Annotated in this window: 18 protein-coding genes and 2 pseudogenes; 9 read left to right on the top strand and 11 right to left on the bottom strand. The window is 67.6% G+C overall.

Annotated features, from left to right (window positions below; all coding sequences use genetic code 11):
- Positions 1-31 precede the first annotated feature (31 nt).
- The 5 genes from QPK29_RS07885 to QPK29_RS07865 form a co-directional block, all read right to left on the bottom strand.
- Complete coding sequence (locus QPK29_RS07885; protein ID WP_056128693.1) at positions 32-430, bottom strand: hypothetical protein; 399 nt, start codon at positions 428-430, stop codon at positions 32-34.
- Positions 427-1,257, bottom strand: a complete 831-nt coding sequence (locus QPK29_RS07880; protein WP_056128691.1) for a CsgG/HfaB family protein — start codon at positions 1,255-1,257, stop codon at positions 427-429. The genes QPK29_RS07885 and QPK29_RS07880 overlap by 4 nt, the downstream gene beginning before the upstream one ends.
- Positions 1,254-1,679, bottom strand: a complete 426-nt coding sequence (locus tag QPK29_RS07875; RefSeq protein WP_056128689.1) for a curli assembly protein CsgF — start codon at positions 1,677-1,679, stop codon at positions 1,254-1,256. Before QPK29_RS07875 ends, QPK29_RS07880 begins: the two co-directional genes overlap by 4 nt.
- A gap of 21 nt (positions 1,680-1,700) precedes the next feature.
- Positions 1,701-2,108 (bottom strand): CsgE family curli-type amyloid fiber assembly protein, encoded by a 408-nt coding sequence (locus QPK29_RS07870; RefSeq protein ID WP_056128687.1) that lies wholly within the window; start codon positions 2,106-2,108, stop codon positions 1,701-1,703.
- Between the two features lie 88 nt (positions 2,109-2,196).
- Entirely contained in the window at positions 2,197-3,201 is a 1,005-nt protein-coding gene (locus tag QPK29_RS07865; protein WP_371771636.1) for a zinc-dependent alcohol dehydrogenase family protein, read from the bottom strand.
- A gap of 96 nt (positions 3,202-3,297) precedes the next feature.
- Between QPK29_RS07865 and QPK29_RS07860 the strand changes: the two genes are divergently transcribed.
- The 4 genes from QPK29_RS07860 to QPK29_RS07845 all read left to right on the top strand — a co-directional run bounded on the left by QPK29_RS07860 (position 3,298) and on the right by QPK29_RS07845 (position 7,344).
- Entirely contained in the window at positions 3,298-4,194 is an 897-nt protein-coding gene (locus tag QPK29_RS07860) for a LysR family transcriptional regulator (protein WP_371771635.1), read from the top strand.
- Positions 4,195-4,303: 109 nt separating this feature from the next.
- Positions 4,304-5,194 (top strand): LysR family transcriptional regulator, encoded by an 891-nt coding sequence (locus QPK29_RS07855; RefSeq protein WP_371771634.1) that lies wholly within the window; start codon positions 4,304-4,306, stop codon positions 5,192-5,194.
- Between the two features lie 129 nt (positions 5,195-5,323).
- Positions 5,324-6,319, top strand: coding sequence for a zinc-dependent alcohol dehydrogenase family protein (locus tag QPK29_RS07850; protein ID WP_371771633.1), 996 nt, complete (start codon positions 5,324-5,326; stop codon positions 6,317-6,319).
- Positions 6,316-7,344, top strand: a complete 1,029-nt coding sequence (locus QPK29_RS07845) for an LLM class flavin-dependent oxidoreductase (protein WP_371771632.1) — start codon at positions 6,316-6,318, stop codon at positions 7,342-7,344. The genes QPK29_RS07850 and QPK29_RS07845 overlap by 4 nt, the downstream gene beginning before the upstream one ends.
- Positions 7,345-7,539: 195 nt before the next feature.
- Here the strand turns inward: QPK29_RS07845 and QPK29_RS07840 are convergent, their stop codons facing one another.
- The gene (locus QPK29_RS07840) at positions 7,540-8,175 is read right to left on the bottom strand and encodes a Gfo/Idh/MocA family protein (protein WP_371771631.1); all 636 of its coding nucleotides are present in this window, start codon (positions 8,173-8,175) and stop codon (positions 7,540-7,542) included.
- Complete coding sequence (locus QPK29_RS07835; protein WP_371771630.1) at positions 8,172-8,618, bottom strand: nuclear transport factor 2 family protein; 447 nt, start codon at positions 8,616-8,618, stop codon at positions 8,172-8,174. Before QPK29_RS07835 ends, QPK29_RS07840 begins: the two co-directional genes overlap by 4 nt.
- A gap of 108 nt (positions 8,619-8,726) precedes the next feature.
- Here QPK29_RS07835 and QPK29_RS07830 point away from each other — a divergent pair, with 108 nt between their 5' ends.
- Complete coding sequence (locus tag QPK29_RS07830) at positions 8,727-9,650, top strand: AraC family transcriptional regulator (RefSeq protein WP_371771629.1); 924 nt, start codon at positions 8,727-8,729, stop codon at positions 9,648-9,650.
- Positions 9,651-9,661: 11 nt separating this feature from the next.
- On the opposite strand, the pseudogene QPK29_RS07825 reads toward QPK29_RS07830, so the two are convergent.
- From QPK29_RS07825 to QPK29_RS07815, 3 genes and pseudogenes are all read right to left on the bottom strand, one after another.
- Positions 9,662-10,003: pseudogene (locus tag QPK29_RS07825) on the bottom strand ((2Fe-2S)-binding protein); the annotation flags it as partial.
- A gap of 187 nt (positions 10,004-10,190) precedes the next feature.
- Positions 10,191-10,355: pseudogene (locus QPK29_RS33530) on the bottom strand (PAAR domain-containing protein); the annotation flags it as partial.
- A gap of 78 nt (positions 10,356-10,433) precedes the next feature.
- A complete protein-coding gene (locus tag QPK29_RS07815) occupies positions 10,434-10,724 on the bottom strand; it encodes a hypothetical protein (protein ID WP_371771628.1) in 291 nt (96 codons plus the stop codon).
- A gap of 120 nt (positions 10,725-10,844) precedes the next feature.
- On the opposite strand from QPK29_RS07815, the gene sodC reads away from it, so the two are divergent.
- Complete coding sequence (gene sodC, locus QPK29_RS07810) at positions 10,845-11,375, top strand: superoxide dismutase [Cu-Zn] SodC (protein ID WP_371765330.1); 531 nt, start codon at positions 10,845-10,847, stop codon at positions 11,373-11,375.
- A 4-nt stretch (positions 11,376-11,379) separates the two neighbouring features.
- Here the strand turns inward: sodC and QPK29_RS07805 are convergent, their stop codons facing one another.
- Complete coding sequence (locus QPK29_RS07805) at positions 11,380-11,856, bottom strand: nuclear transport factor 2 family protein (protein WP_371771627.1); 477 nt, start codon at positions 11,854-11,856, stop codon at positions 11,380-11,382.
- Positions 11,857-11,997: 141 nt separating this feature from the next.
- Between QPK29_RS07805 and QPK29_RS07800 the strand changes: the two genes are divergently transcribed.
- From QPK29_RS07800 to QPK29_RS07790, 3 genes are all read left to right on the top strand, one after another.
- Entirely contained in the window at positions 11,998-12,558 is a 561-nt protein-coding gene (locus QPK29_RS07800; protein ID WP_371771626.1) for a TetR/AcrR family transcriptional regulator, read from the top strand.
- Positions 12,559-12,729: 171 nt separating this feature from the next.
- Positions 12,730-15,345, top strand: a complete 2,616-nt coding sequence (locus QPK29_RS07795) for a hybrid sensor histidine kinase/response regulator (RefSeq protein ID WP_371771625.1) — start codon at positions 12,730-12,732, stop codon at positions 15,343-15,345.
- A gap of 64 nt (positions 15,346-15,409) precedes the next feature.
- A complete protein-coding gene (locus QPK29_RS07790; protein ID WP_056329100.1) occupies positions 15,410-16,414 on the top strand; it encodes a hypothetical protein in 1,005 nt (334 codons plus the stop codon).
- The last annotated feature ends 73 nt before the right edge of the window (positions 16,415-16,487 follow it).

The raw sequence follows: 16,487 nt of genomic DNA, 5'->3' as shown, positions 1-16,487 counted from the left end.
AGGGGCGTTATCGAAAGCGATTCAGCGGCCCCTAATGCTGAACGATGGTGGCCGACTTGCCGTTGCCATACTGGGTGATGCGCGCATAGCCGTGCTGGCCGTACTGCTCGATGCGGGCCGTGTTCAACGCGCCCTGCTGGTCGATGCCGGCGCGGTTGCCTGCGCCTGCCTGCAGGATGCTGGCCGTGTTCCGCTGGCCGCTCTGCTGCACGACGGCCTCGTTGTCCAGGCCCGTCTGGAGCAGGCTGGCGTTGTTGTCGCTGCCCGCCTGCGACACCGATGCCCGGCCTGGCGCGGCGGGCATCGGTGTCGCGGCAATGACGGCGGTCGGCACATCGAGTTCGGACGGTCCCAGGTCGCCCGCGCAGGCGCCCACGAGGATGCCGCTAGCCAGCAGCAGGCCGCAGGCGCCGTGCCGCAGCGCGTTCATGGCGCGCTCCCCGCGGCGGCCAGGTAGCGCCGCAGCACCGGATTGGATACCCCGTCCTCGTCCTGCGGCGCCCAGTTCCCGGCCCGGATGCCCTGCGCGATCAGGTGCACCACGGCGGCCTCGATCGCCTCGCCCACGCACAACTGCGTCGGCTCGTTGCGGGTCGTGCCCGCCTCGAATTCCGCCAGGTCCTTCACGTTGACGAACTTGAAGACGCTCGGATGCAGCTCGTACGAATAAATGGTCTTGGTGGTCGACACGCTCTGCAGGATCTGGCCGCCGCGGATGTCGACCGTGCGCAGGTTGACGGTCACCTGGTCGACCCGGTACTGGGTGCTCATCCCGATGCCGAGGAAGCGCGCGCCCACGCCGCCGGTGCGCACATTGCTCTCGTAGGCGACGACGCCGCCTTCGATCAGGACCGAGGCCGCGAGCAGGGGCGGCATCTGCACGGGCGGCGTCCCCGCCGGCTGCGGCATCTCCAGCGCGCGCACGATCTTGCGTTCGGTGAGCAGATTCTGCAGGTTCTCGCGTTCGACCGGGATGAACCAGCCCGAGTCCTGCAGCGCCCGGATCAGCATCGACGACGCACCCTGCGTCACCGCGGTGGAGAACGAGCTGTCCGGCGCCGGCTTGTACTGGCCGGTCTGGTCGCGGATGCCGTACACGGCCACGGCGATCCTGCCCTTCGGTGGCGGCAGGGTGAGCAGGTCGCGCCGGATGGCGGTGTCGGGCGTCAGCCGGGCATTGTCACGCACCGCCGAGGGCACATGGGCGCATCCGGCCAGCGCGCACAGCAGTGCCAACACGGCCAGCCGCGCGTTCATTGTCCCACCTCGAACGAGGTCACGGCGCCGGTCGTCTTGTCCGTCGTGGTCACGCGCAGCACGCCGCCGCCCAGGTCGGTCACCGTGATGACGAAGTTCTCGGTCGAAAAGGTCCCCGGCAACAGTTTGCCGTCCGAACCCATCAGCTTCGACGTCGCGGCCGACGCGAGCTGGCTCAGCATCATGCGTTCGAGCGTCTGGTTGAACTGTTGGAGGGGCGACTGGTTCAGCGGCGACGACCCGCCGAGGCCCGACAGGCCATGCTTGTTGGTCGCCGACGCCGCACCGAGCAGGCCCGGACCGTTGGAGGGCGCGCCGCCGAAATTCGGGTTGACCGGCACGTAGACCAGTTCGGAAGCGCACGCGGCGGCGCCCCAGAGCGCGAGGCTGCAGGCGACAGGCAGGGACAGTCGGTGGGACATGGCTCACTCCTTCATGCGGGGTCAGAATTCGTCGGGCGCGAGGTCGGCATCGAGGACGAGCGTGCGTTGGCGCTCGATGTCCAGGACGGCCTGGTAGGCGCTCTCGGCGGCGTTTTCGCCCAGCGCCCTCAGCGCCGTGCGCGCGGGCGGCAGCTGCACCTGGAGTACCCGGCGCGGACCGTACTCGACCCAGACCAGCGTGCCCCAGCGCGCCGACGGGCGCTCGCGGATGGCGATCGTGTAGCGGTCGCTGCCGGGCTTGTCGAGCCAGGCCGTGATGAAGGAACGGCAGAACTCATGACCCGCCACCGTGATGGGCTGGCTTGTCACGATGCCCCAGCCGTCCGGGGCGGGGTCGCGCGCGGGCTGTGCGACGGCAGTACCGGCGGCCAGGGCCAAGCACATGAAGTGGCGGGCAATGCTGATCATCTGCAACCTTCATTGCTTAAGAGTTATAAAATAAGCAAGAAATCTCAGTGCAGTGTATCGAGCGGACGAGCCCGGCCCATGAGCATTGTCAGAGATGCGCTATTCCGATTTTGCCGATGTGGGCGCCGCTTGCCAGCATTTCGTAAGCGCCGGCCACCTCGTCGATGCCGATGGTCCGCTCAACCACCGGCACGATGCGGTTGGCCTCGACGGCCCGCACCGCTTCCGCCAGGTCCGCCACCGATCCCGTGCTGTTGCCCACCACGCGCAAGGCCTTGCCGATGATGGAGAACAGGTTGACCGACGTCGTCGCGCCCGACAGGAAGCCGACCGTGAACACGGTGCCGCCCATCGCGGCCGCGTTCAGCGAGCGCTCGAACGTCGCGTCGCCGACCGTCTCGACGACGAGGTCGGCACCGCGGCCGTTCGTCGTTTCGAGCACGACCCGGTCCCAGGCTGGCGTCGCGCGATAGTTCACGAGGTGATCGGCGCCGAGCGCGCGGCCGCGCTCCAGCTTGGCATCGGAGGACGACACGAGGATGACGGTCGCCCCGCTCGCCTTGGCAAACTGCAGCGCGAACAGGCTCACGCCGCCCGTGCCCAGGATGACGACCGTGGAACCGGGCCGCACGGACGCCGAGCGCACCGCATTCCACGCCGTCGTCGCCGCGATCGGCAAGGCCGCACCCTGGACGAAGTCGAGATGATCCGGCAGGCGCACGACGCTGCGGGCCGGCACCGCCACGTATTCCGACAGCGACCCGGGCAGCGTGATGCCGCGCATGGCCGCGATCCGTTTTGGGCGCATCGGGCCGTCGAGCCAGTCCGGCATGAAGTGGGGAATGACCCGGTCGCCGAGCGCGACATTCGTCACGCCCGCGCCCAGCGCGACGATGTCCCCGGCGCCATCGGCCACGGGCACTATCGGCAGCGTTGCGCCGGGGAAGTCCCCCGTTGCGACGGCGACGTCGATGTAGTTCAGCGCCGCCGCGCGCAGGCGGATGACGACGTCGCCGGCGGCCGGCTGCGGATCGGGCAGCGACGTGCGGCGGAACGCGGTCAACGAGGGTTCGACAAGCTGGATGGCATACATGGGTTGGCTCCTATGAAATGAGACGCCCGGTGTGATTGCCAACGGAAAGACGATAAACTCGGCTTTTCTTGCAACATTTCCAACCAGGACTTGCGAATGGATCTGCTGGACAGCATGAAGGTCTACGTGTGCACCGTCGAGAAGGGCAGCCTGAGCGCGGCGGCGGACGCGTGCGGCATGTCGGCGACGATGGCCGGCAACCACGTGCGCGCGCTCGAGCAGCGGCTCGGCATGCAGCTGATGCACCGCACGACGCGGCGCCAGCACGTGACGGCGTTCGGCGAGGAGTATTACGCGCGCTGCAAGGAGATCCTGCGGCTCGTGGCCGAGACGGACGCCCAGGCGCTCACGATGCGGCTCGCGCCCGCGGGCACGTTGCGCGTCAGCGCGCCCGTCACGTTCGGCACGGAGGCGCTGGCGCCGGTGCTGTCCGATTACCTGGCGCGCTATCCGCAAGTGGATGTCGAACTGGATATTTCCGATCGCTTCGTGGACCTGATGGCAGACGGTTACGAGGCCATCATCCGTGTCGGCCAGTTGCCACCGGATGCGAACGTCGTCGCCCGGCCGCTGGCGCCGTACCGGCTGATGCTGTGCGCATCGCCCGACTACCTCGCGCGGCGCGGCGTGCCCGACACCCCGGCCGACCTGGCCAGTCACGATTGCCTCGCGTTCGGCGCGGCCAGCATCAACCAGTGGCGCTTCCAGCACGACCACGACGTGTGCCAGGTGCCCGTCACCGGCCGCGTAAAAATCAACAACGGGCAGGCGTTGCGCACGGCGGCGCTGCAGGGACTCGGCATCGTGCTGCAGCCGACGATCCTGCTCGAGGCCGACGTGCGGGCAGGGCGGCTCGTCCAGCTGTTTCCCGAATACGGCCTGCCGGAGCGGCCGATGCACATCGTCTACCTGCCGGACCGATATCGCTCGCCCAAGCTGCGCAGCTTCATCGATTTCATCGTCGAACGTTTCGGCGAGGTGGCAACGGCATGACGCCGTCGCCCGGCCGGGTGTCGTCGTGTTCCTGCTTCGACGCGCATGAGACGCCGGCCGTCTTCCAAAATCTGCCGCCCAGCCGGATAATCATCGCGAAGGGGATACTATGGACAAGCTCGATGCAATGCGGGTCTTCTGCGCAGTGGTAGAGGCTGGAGGTTTCAGCAGGGCTGCCGAGCGGCTCGGCATGTCGCCGTCTTCGGTGACGATGCAGGTGGCAAGCCTCGAATCCCATTTTCGCGTGAAACTGCTGCATCGGACGACACGCAGCATGTCCCTGACGAGTGAGGGCGTCCTGTGTCACCAGCATGCGATGCAATTGCTGGCTGATATGACAGATCTGGAATCGCAACTGCACGACGCGGCGGATATTCCCAGCGGTACATTGCGGGTGGATATGCCGGGCATTGTCTCGCGCCTGTATGTGGCGCCCGCGTTGCCGCGGTTCCTGGCGGAATACCCTGAAATCACGGTGCGCGCGTCGGCCAGCGATCGCCTGATCGACATGGTGGAAGAGGGTGTGGATGTGCTGATCCGTATCGGGAACGTGTCGGATTCCGGACTGGTGGCGCGCCGGTTGATGCAGACCCGGTTCATTTGCTGCGCGTCGCCGGAATTCGTGCGCCGGCACGGCGCGCCCCAGTCGCCCGACGCGTTGCCGGATTTTGCCTGCCTCGGATTCATGCTCCCCAAGGTCAGGCGCCTGCGGCCCTGGGTGTTCAATGGCGCGGACGACTTCCACCCCCGTACCCGCATGAGCTCGGACCACGTCGATTCGCTCCTCGAGTCATGCAAGGCGGGCGGCGGGATCGGGCAGTTCATGTCGCTGTCCGTGGCGGATGCGCTGCGCAGCGGCGAGTTGCTGCCATTGCTGGAACCCTGGCAGGCAGACGGTCCCGTGGTGCACGCGCTGTTCCAGCAACGGCATCAGCGGGCAGCGAAAGTGCGCGCCTTCATCGATTTTGTGACGGCGTTGTTTTCGCCGCCCGCGCCCTGATCGCCTGGCTGCACCACGCCATCGTCCCCATTATTTTGAATTCGTAAAAACTGCATCCATTGCTGCCCCGTTGAACCACGGATGCCGGCTCACTACACTGATTTCATTCCAACTCCACCGGAGTAAATCATGAAACAGACGATGAAAGCAGTTGTGTTGAACGCCTTCGACGCACCGATGTCGCTGAGCGAAGTCGAGCGTCCAGTTGCCGCACCGGGTCAGGTTCTCGTGCGCATCAAGGCCAGCGGGGTCAATCCCCTGGACCTCAAGATCGCCGCCGGCAAGGCCGATCACGCCAAGGTCACGCTGCCCGCCATTCTCGGCATCGACATGGCTGGCGTGGTCGAAGCGGTCGGCGAAGGCGTGGACGGCTTTGCACCGGGAGACGAGGTATGGGGCATGACCGGCGGCGTGGGCGGCGTGCAGGGTTCGCTGGCCGGATACGCCGCCGTGGACGCGCGGCTGCTGGCCCACAAGCCGGCCAGTATCGGCATGCGCGAGGCGGCGGCGCTGCCGCTGGTGTTCATCACCGCATGGGAAGGCCTGGTCGATCGCGCCCACATCACGGCAGGCAAGAAGGTGCTGGTGCATGGCGGCGCCGGCGGCGTCGGACATATCGCCGTGCAGATCGCGCAAGCGGCCGGTGCCCAGGTGTATGCGACGGGCAGCGCGTCCCAGCGCGCCACGATCGAAGGCTTCGGTGCCACCTTCATCGACTACCGGACGACCAGCGTCGACGAGTACGTGCAGCAGTACACGGACGGCGAAGGCTTCGACATCGTGTACGACACCGTGGGCGGCGCCACGCTGGACGCTTCCTTCAGGGCCGCGCGCCGCTACCACGGCCACGTCGTGAGCTGCCTTGGCTGGGGCACGCATGCACTGGCGCCGCTGTCGTTCCGTGCCGCCACGTATTCCGGCGTGTTCACGTTGCTGCCCCTGTTGAGCGGCAGGGAGCGCGCCAACCATGGCGCCATCATGGCCGAGGCGGCCAAGCTGGTGGACGCCGGCAAGGTCAAGGTGCTGCTGGACGCGCGCCATTTTGCCCTGGACGAAGTCGACCAGGCCCACGCGGCAATGCAGGACGGCAGCGCGCGCGGCAAGATCGTGGTGGAGGTCGCATGAACCTCCTCGCGCGGACACCGCTGTCGGCGCTGGACGTCGTTCCCATGCGCGCCGGCGGGTCGGCCGCCGACGCCTTGCGCGAGGCGCTGGCGTACGGGCGGGATCTCGACCGACTCGGCTTTCACCGGATGTGGCTGGCGGAGCATCACAACCTGTCCGGCGTCGCCAGTTCCGCCACCGCTGTCCTGGTCGGTCAGATTGCCGCCGCCACCCGCAGGCTGCGGGTCGGCGCCGGCGGGATCATGCTGCCGAACCATGCGCCGCTGGTCGTCGCCGAGAATTTCGGTACGCTGGAAACCCTGTTTCCGGGGCGGATCGACCTGGGTCTCGGCCGCGCGCCCGGCGCGGACGGCGCAACCATGCGCGCGCTGCGGCGCAGCGCGGGCGACGGCGGCGGTTTTCCCGATCAGGTAGCGGACATCCAGAGGCTGCTGGGGCCGGACATGCCGGGCCAACGGGTGCGCGCGGTTCCCGGCGTCGGCACCGGCGTGCCTGTCTGGATCCTGGGTTCCGGCACCTTCGGCGCTGCGCTGGCGGCCGAACGCGGCCTGCCCTTCGCCTTTGCGGCCCACATCGCGCCCCAGGCCCTGCATGAGGCGGCGCATGTGTACCGCTCGACCTTCCAGCCGTCGGCCGTCGGTGCACGACCCTACCTCATGGTCTGCCTGCCGCTGGTCGCCGCGGACTCCGACGAGAAGGCGCAGTTCCTCGCCACGACCATGTTCCAGCGCAGTCTTGCCCTGGTCCGTGGCGAAGGGCTGACGATGCTCCCGCCCGTCGCCGACATGGGCCCGCACTGGCGCCCGGACGAAGAGGAGGCGGTGCGCAGCATGCTGGCCGCGGCGATCGTCGGCGGTCCCGCGACGGTCGCACGGGGGCTGGAGCAGGTCCTGTCCACCACCGGTGTCGACGAACTGATGTTCAGTTCGAATTTCTATCACGCCGCCGACCGGCTTCGCTCGGCTGAAATTGTCGCCCAACTACGCGGCGAGACGCTGAAGACGCCGCTGGCGCTGGACGCGTAAGCAGCCGGTCCCGGCCTGGCGGCGGTTCATACGGCCGCCGCCGGGCAGCGCTCCATTCCCACTCCCCACTTATCGGCATGAACGGCGAGCCCGCCTGCGCGGGCCGATGACACGCGCCTGTTCGGCCAGTGCTTTGTGCAGGATTCCTGAAAAGAGTTCGCATTGATAGGGGGTAACTCTTTGGCCGGTCTGCGACTAACCTTGATTCCATCGCGGTGCAATCCGGCGCCAGCGACGACAACCCGAACCGTCGATCGAATGGGCGAAGGGCACGTTCAGCATGGCCGCGCCGGTGGCCGGGTCGAGCGTATAGGCGTAGGCCTCGTTCATGGCCTCGCCCCAGATGATGCCGGAACCGATCATGCTGGCGGACAGCACCTGCCCTACGTAGCCATCCTTCACCAACTGGCGCGCATGGGCGAAAGCGGGTGCGGCGCGCGTCTGCAGGCCGATCGAGGTCGCCACGCCGGCGGCGCGCGCACGGTCGCGCATGGCTTGCGCCTCGGCCAGGCTGGTGCCCAGCGGCCATTCGGAAAACACGGCCTTGCCGGCATCGACGGCCTGGCCGACCAGGGCGGCGTGCCGCGGCACCTTCACGGTCACGACCACCAGGTCGACTTCCGGGTGGGCCGCCAGTTCGGCCGCGGAGCCGAAAGCGTGCGGCACGTCGAAGCGCTTCGCCGCGGCCTGTGCGGTGGCAAGGTCGTGATGGCTGACCGCGGTGATGCGGTATTGCGGCAGCTGTTGCAGCGCCGGGATGTGTGCCGTCGTCGCCCAGCCCTTGTCGGGGTGGACGCCGATGATGCCGACGCGGATGGCCTGGTGCTTCATGGTGTGATCTCCAGTATGGTGCGGCGCAGGTCGAGGCGGGCGAGACGCCAGCCGCCGGCGCCATGCACCCAGGTTTCGTGATAGTGGCCGTAGCCGTGATGACGCGCGGGGCGGCCGTCCGCCTGCTCCGGGAAGACGATGTAGTCCTCCATCGACCAGATCGCGCCGATCTCGCCGTCCGAGACCAGGGTCAACTCGCTGTTGTGCACCTGGTGGATCGAGCGCGCCCCTGCAAGGTACTCGCGGGCGGATGCGGTGAAGGCGTCGCGCGACGTGAAGGCGGCGACGAGGGCGTCGTCAGTGTCGTGGATCCTGATGTCGGGCGCCGGGACGAACAGCCCGGTGAAGGCGTCCCACTGCCTGGTGTCGAGATAACGGCAGTAGCGGGCTTTCGCCTGGCGCACCTGGTCGAAGGCGGCGAGGGGAGTCGAAGTCGGGGACATGATGGACCGTAGTGATTCGTCGTAGGTCTATAATATGAACGGTGGCGTGGACGAACACGTTTCATTCGTCCATGATTTTTGCTTGATCGTACAATTTTCTGAGATTTCATGGATCCTCTCAGCGATATCCTCACCGGCCTGCGAATCCGCCGCGCCATGTTCACCCGGCTGGAAGCCAGCGCGCCCTGGGGCTTCGATTCGTCCGGCGAGCCCTTCCTCAAGTTCGTGCTGCTGGTGCGCGGCTCGGCGATCCTGACGACGGCCGACCATCCCGAACCGATCGCGCTGCGCGGCGGCGACGTGTTCATCATGCTGCAGGACCAGCCCTACCGCATCTACGACCACGAGGATTCGGCCACCACCGCCTGCGTCGATATCGAGAAGCTCCGCATCGGCAACAGGATCGAAGTCGGCGGCGGCGGCGCGCTCACGTCCTTCATCAGCGGATTCTTCGAACTCGATGCGCAGGCGGCCCGGCCCCTGATGAAGGTACTGCCGCCATTGCTGCACCTGAAGCTGGACAAGGACCGCGGCCTGGCCTTCCAGTCGGTGCTGGAGCTGCTGGCCATCGAGACCGAGGCGCCGGGACTCGGGGCCGAGGCGGTCGTCGGCCGCCTGTTCGAGCTCCTGTTCGTCCACGCCATCCGCGCCTATTCGGCGCAGCCGGGCGGTCCGACGCAAGGCTGGCTGGCCGCCAACGCCGACCCGCACCTGGCGCGGGCGCTGGCCGCCATGCATGGCGAGCTGGCGCACGACTGGACCGTGGAATCGCTGGCCCGTGCGGCCGGCATGTCGCGTTCCGCCTTCGCTGCGCGCTTCAAGGCCGTGGTGGGGCAGACGCCGCTGGAGTACCTGACCCAGTGGCGCATGTATTGCGCGACGCGCCTGCTGCAGCACCCGGGCCTCGCGCTTGCCGATGTATCGCGCCAGGTCGGCTACGAATCGATGGCCGCGTTCAACCGCGTGTTCCGGCGCGAGACGGCGATGACGCCGGGTGCCTTTCGCAGGAGCGTCGACGCCGTCGGTGCCTAGGGCTTCTTTCATCAGGCCTTGGCCGCATGGATGGCAATTCGTATGCGCGCATAGGTCCCGCAGCGGCAGATGTTCGTGATGGCGCCATCGATATCGGCATCGCTCGGATCCGGCTTGCCGGCCAACAGCGCCGCCGCCGCCATCAGCATGCCCGACTGACAATAGCCGCATTGCGGTACCTGGTGCACGATCCAGGCCTTCTTCAGGCGCTGTCCGATCGGATCGGACAGGCCTTCGATGGTCGTGATGCTGCGGCCGTCCACGGCCCCCACGGGCATGACGCAGGAACGTGTCGCCACGCCGTCGACGTGCATCGTGCACGCGCCGCACAAGGCGGCGCCGCAGCCGAACTGCGCTGGTGATCCAGACGCCGGCCGGTGTGCTGTTCATATTGGAAACCGTCTACCAGTGCGTAGAGCCACAAGGCCGCGTCGGCCTGCCGAAGGGCCTGGAAACGTTCGACGATATCGTTCACGCTAGCTTCTCACGACCATGGCCGATCCTGCGGCAGCGGCTTTGGCAAGGCATTCGAGGCAGATAGTCGGCGCCGGTGGTGATGGCAAACACGCCCTTGCATTTCGGGCATACCGTCAGGTCGCCTTAGCGTGCCACGGCTTTGCCGTAGACCTCCCACGTCATGTCACCGCTGATGACGGTGCCGCCATGACTGGTGCGGTCACCCATGCGAATCAAGGGTTTGCTCATCGATTTTAGTCAGGCCCAAATGTGAAATGGTCTAGCGGATGAGTAACAAAATGCCAACCTATTTCGCTTTCTTGGCCCTCAATCGCGCCTGAACCCGGACTTCACCCGCAAGAGCACATCCGCAAACCGCTGCTCGACCGGCTGGCCGGGCCGCCGGAGCCAGGCGTCGATCGCGGGTTGGCGATAAAAATTCGGGGCCGTCGCTTCGTAGCGGAGGAAGCGGGCGATGACGTCGGCATCCGTGAATCCCAGGACCACCGCATGCGCATGGGCGCGCTCGAGGCGGTCCGGCAGGCTGGCATCGTGGGCCAGTTCCGGGTGGATGTCGATGATGGTCTGGCGGATTTCTGAGAGTAGGTTATCGGACATGACGGCTCCTCGGTCGACTCGCCATTGTTCCTGCCGCGCTCACGGTATCCGTTGCGTCAACTCAGCTGGTTATCGAATACACTATTCCCGCGACACATTCCCAACCTGAAAGGAGACGGTATGACCATCAAATCGCTCATCGCGCTCGCATGCGCACTGTCCGCAGCCGCCGGCGCCCACGCCGCCGACCAGCTGCAAGCGTCGATGACGCTCGTGGGCCCGGACGGCACCGGCAAACCGATCGGCGCCGTGACGATCACCGAATCGAAGAGCGGTCTCGTGTTCACGCCGAACCTGACGAACCTGCCGCCGGGGGCGCACGGGTTCCACGTGCATGAGATGGCCAGCTGCGGCACGAACGAGAAGGATGGCAAGAAGGTGCCGGCCGGCGCGGCCGGCGGTCACTTCGATCCGACCGGCGCCAAGCACCATGCCGGCCCGTCCGGCGACGGTCACCTGGGCGACCTGCCGCCGCTCGTCGTCGGGGGCAATGGCGGGGCCAGCACGGCCGTGACGGCCCCGCGCCTGACCAAGCTGTCCGAAGTGAAGGGCAAGGCGCTGATGATCCATGCCGGTGGCGACAATTTCTCCGATCAGCCGAAGCCGCTGGGCGGCGGGGGCGACCGTATCGCCTGCGGCGTCATCCAGTAAGGGATTACAACCCCAGCGCCGACAAGCCGGGATGATCGTCCGGCCGCCGACCCAGCGGCCAGTGAAACTTGCGCTCGGATGCCTGGATCGGCATGTCGTTCAGGCAGGCATAGCGCCGCTGCATGAGGCCGCTCTCGTTGAATTCCCAGTTCTCGTTGCCGAACGTGCGGAACCAGTTGCCGGAATCGTCGTGCCATTCGTAGGCGTAGCGCACGGCGATGCGGTTCCCTTCGAAGGCCCACAATTCCTTGATCAGGCGATAGTCCAGTTCCTTCTTCCATTTGCGGTCCAGGAACGGGACGATCTGCTCGCGGCCGGTGACGAATTCCGCGCGGTTGCGCCAATAGCTGTCCGGCGTGTAGGCCAGTGCGACTTTTTCCGGATTGCGGCTGTTCCAACCGTCTTCCGCCAGGCGGACTTTCTCGATGGCGGTTTCACGCGTGAACGGGGGGAGTGGTGGACGGGGTTCGATCGTGGACATGCAGGCTCCTTGTAGTGGTGAGGTAGACAGGTCTGTATCGTAAGCGAAACGCGTCCGACGCGGCCCATCCATCCAGCTAGTTGATGTAGACAGGTCTGTATCATATAATGGAGACTCGCACTCCGACCCGACCTGACGACCATGGCCCAGCCTTCCGCCCGCGACCGCATCCTCGATACGGCAAAACGCCTGTTCTACCGCGACGGATTCCGCGCCACCGGCATCGACCGGATCGTCGCGGAATCCGGCGTGGCGAAGATGTCGCTGTACCGCCATTTCCCGTCGAAAGACGATTTGATCGCCGCGTTCCTCGACTGGCGCCACGAGCACTGGACGTCGTGGTTCACGGCCGCCGTCGACGCCAGGCTCGCGCGCGGGGAAGGGCTGGCTGCCGTGGCCGACGCGCTGGGCGAGTGGTTCGCGCAGGACGACTTCCGCGGCTGCGCCTTCATCAATGCCGTCGCGGAGACGGGCGCGACGGACGATCCCCGCCACCGCGGGCAGGCCGTGCGCCACAAGCGCGAACTGGAGCGCTATCTCGGCGGCGTGGCTGCACGGCTGGGACTGGCGGCGCCGGACCAGGTGGCGGAAGAGGCGCTGCTGTGCGTGGAAGGCATGATCGTGCGGGCGCAGATGGATCCAGGCCCCGGGATCGTCGACGCGGGCCGGCGCCTGCTCGCACGGATCGAACGGGGCGCGTAACATTTTCCCATCTTTTTGTTACAACATTTCAATATATGCACACGCCGGGCTCACGCCGCCTGCTATGATGGCTAGCTGAGCCGCTCCGGCTTGCCTCCGACTATCCACGATATGCCCTGGCCGTTCGATCCTGCATCCCTGGATGACACATCCGCCCGCAAGCCGGGCGACATGGAATTGCAGATGCGGCGCCACGCGTGGGAGACGACGCCCGTCGGTCCCGTCGCGCACTGGCCCTTCAGCCTGAAACTCGCCGTCCGCACGCTGCTCGATTGCCAGCTGCCGATGTACCTCGCCTGGGGCGACGCGTACACGCAATTCTTCAACGATGCCTACGTGCCGATCCTCGGCGCCAAGAAGGACGGGGCGCTGGGCGGCGACGTCCGTGCGACGTGGCCGGAGATCTGGCCGGTGATCGGCCCGATGTGGGCGGGCGTGCTGCAGGGCGAGCCGGTCGGTTCGAGCGACCTCGCCCTGACGATCAACCGCTACGGCTATTTCGAGACCTGCCACTTCGCCTATTCGTACAGTCCCGTCTGTGGCGACGACGGGAACCCCGAGGGCGTGCTGGTGACCTTCGTCGAGACGACGGAGACGGTGCTGGCCGAACGCCGCCGCGCCTTCCAGCTCGAGTTGGCCGACATCCTGCGCCGCGAGACGTCGTCCGGTCCGCTGCTGCGGGCCGCGCTGCGCCAGGTCGGCGCGTACGTCGACGATGCCACCGTGACGTATGCGGAGACCAGGCCGGGCGCGGCTGCGGCCGTGATCCTGGAACAGTGGGACGGCGGCACGCGCACGCCGCAGTCCGGCCGCACCGTGGCGCTGGAGGCGCTGGCGCTTGGCGTGCCGGAACGCCTGTGCAAGGGCGAGACCGCGTGGTCGACGGCTGGCGCGGCCGGAAACAAGGCGGGCATCGCGGTGCCGCTGATGGACGGCGACCGCCTGGCGGCCGTGCTGGCGCTGCATGCGCCGCTCGACGCGGGCCGCATCGGGGACGAGGTCCGCCTGCTGGAAGACGCCGCGCGCCGCATGTGGGAAGCGCTGCGCCGCATCCGCGCCGAGGAGGCGCTGCGCGAAGAGACGCGCGTGCTGGAACTGATGAAGAGCGCCACCGAGACGCTGGCGTCGACGATTGCCCTCGAGCCGCTGATGCAGGCCATCACGGATGCCGCCACGCAGCTCGTCGGCGCGGAATTCGGCGCGTTCTTCTACAACGCGAGGAACGACAAGGGCGACGTCTATTCGCTGTACGCGCTGTCCGGCGCACCGCGCGTTGCGTTCGAACGCCTGGGCATGCCGCGCGCCACCGCCGTGTTCGGGCCGACGTTCCACGGCAGCGCGCCGATCCGCAGCGACGACATTCGCCAGGACCCGCGCTATGGCCAGTCGGCGCCGCACCACGGCATGCCCGCGGGGCACCTGCCTGTCGTGAGCTATCTCGCCGCGTCCGTCGTGTCGCGCTCGGGCGAGGTGATCGGCGGCCTGTTCTTCGGCCATGCGCAGCGCGCCATGTTCAGCGAACGCAGCGAAGAATTGATCGGCGCCTTCGCCGTGCAGGCCGCGATCGCGATCGACAACGCGCGCCTGTACGACATGGCCCAGCGCGCGGCCGAGGAGCGCGAGCAGCTGCTGTCCAGCGAACGCGCGGCGCGCGCGGAGGCCGAGCGCCACAACAAGATGAAGGACGAGTTCCTCGCGATGCTGGCGCACGAACTGCGCAATCCGCTGGCGCCGATCACGAGCGCGGCCCAGCTCCTGCGCCTGCCCGAAGTGAACGAAGGGCTGCGCCTGAAAGCCAGCAACATCATCTCGCGCCAGGTGCGGCACATGACGGAGCTCGTCGACGACCTGCTGGACGTCTCGCGCGTCACCCGCGGCCTGGTGAAACTGGAGAACGAGATCCTCGACCTGAACAAGGTCGCGATGGCGGCCGTGGAGCAGGCGCGCCCGCACATCGAGGAGCGCCAGCATGGCCTCGCGGTGGAGCTGCCGGATGCGCCGGTACCGGTCGAAGGCGACCGCACGCGCCTGATCCAGGTGCTCGTCAACCTGCTCAACAACTCGGCCAAGTACACGCCGCCGGGCGGACGCATCGCCCTCGTCGTGACCCTCGAAGACGGCGCGGCGCGGGCCGCGGTGCGCGACAACGGCACCGGCATCGACGCGCAGCTGCTGCCGCACGTGTTCGACCTGTTCACGCAGGCCGACCGCGCGCCGGACCGCTCGCAGGGCGGCCTCGGGATCGGCCTCGCGCTCGTGAAGAGCATCGTCCGCATGCACAACGGCCAGGTGGCCGCGCACAGCGCCGGGCTGCAGCAGGGCACGACCATGACCGTCACCCTGCCGCTCGCGCAGGCCGAGGTGGGGCAGGTCGTGCGGTCGGGCGAGGGCAGCGGGGAGGCGCGGCCGCTCACGGTGACCATCGTCGACGACAACGGCGACGCCGGCCAGTCGCTCGCGGTGCTGCTGCGCGCGCACGGCCACACGGTGCACGTGCACGAGGACGCGGCCGGCACGCTGGCGCATGCCGATTCCGCCACCGAAGTGTTCATCCTCGACATCGGCCTGCCCGACATGACGGGCTACGAACTGGCGCGCCGCCTGCGCCGCGACACGCGCCACGCGCACGCCGTCTACGTCGCGCTGACGGGATACGGCCAGCAGCGCGACCGCGAGCTGTCGCGCCAGGCGGGCTTCGACCACCACCTCGTCAAGCCGGTCGAAATCGGCAAGCTGGCGCAGATCCTGGCCGCGGCAGCGGAGAGGAAGCCGGCCATGGAAGGTTGACATTCATTGTCATAACGATCAGTATTAGCCGCGCCTGACTTATCCCAATTTCATCCAGCCGACCGTGTCCCGCAAAAAGAACAGCCGTCAATGGGCCCGCCTGCGCATCCTGTGCTACGCGGGACTGGACCTGATGACGATGGTCCAGGATGCCTTCACCCTGGTGCGCGAGCTCGTGCCGAATTCCTGTGCCGAGCTGGCCCTGCGCGTCGATCCGGCCGGGGCGTCGCCGCTGGCCGGGGACGACCCCGCGTACGTGTCGGTGCTGCCGCCGCCGAGCGGCTATGCGTACCGCGACCACGCCGGCTTCACGGCGAACGGCACGCCCGCATTGCACACGCTGCAGGTGCCCTTGATGAATGCCGGCCGCCGGCTGGGCGAGATCACGCTGTGGCGCCACGACGGCCCCGCGTTCGACCGCCACGACGAGGAAGACCTGCAGCGCGTGGCGACGTATTTCGAGCACGTGCTGCGCAACGCGCCCGAACTGGCGGCCGGCGGCGCCGGTGTCGTCGAGGACGAGGCCATGCTGCTGGCCACCGTCGACGGCCAGATCCTGTACCTGAGCGATTCGGCCGGCGCGCTGCTCGACCAGCTGGCGGCGCAGGAGCGCCAGGCCTTCAACCGTCGCACCTTGCCCCCGTTCTGCCTGCGCCTCGTGGAATCCGTCGCGCACGGCGACCGCTATCCGTGGCTGCTGCCGCTCGGGACGCTCGCCATGGCCGGCGGCGTGCTGGAGGCGCGCGCGCAGTGGATGAGCGCCGGCGGCGCGGCCGCGCTGCATGCCGAGGACCCGGCTTACATCCGCACGGTCGGCATCTTCATGAAATTCGTCGTGCCGCTGCCGCTGCGCATCTGGCGCGCCATCGGCTCCGTCGAGCTGTCGCCGCAACAGGCCGAGGTGGCGTTCTGGATGGGCGTCGGCGGCGGCCGCGAATCGGCGCGCGCCAACATGGAAGTCAGCGACGCCGTGCTGCGCGATTGCGTGAAGGCCGTCTACGAAAAATTCGGCTGCTCGTCCGAGGCCGGCCTGCTGGAACAGCTGCGTCCCACCGTGTCGCGGATGTGACCCCACGGGTGGGGCTGGGACGGCGCGGGCGATGTTCCTATCATGGCGTCAAGCTCGAAGCAGGGACCCGGCA

Source organism: Massilia orientalis (genome assembly GCF_030411975.2).
Lineage (GTDB): Bacteria > Pseudomonadota > Gammaproteobacteria > Burkholderiales > Burkholderiaceae_D > Telluria > Telluria orientalis.
The sequence above is the reverse complement of the archived record's forward strand: the minus strand, read 5'-3'. Positions and strand labels throughout refer to the sequence as shown.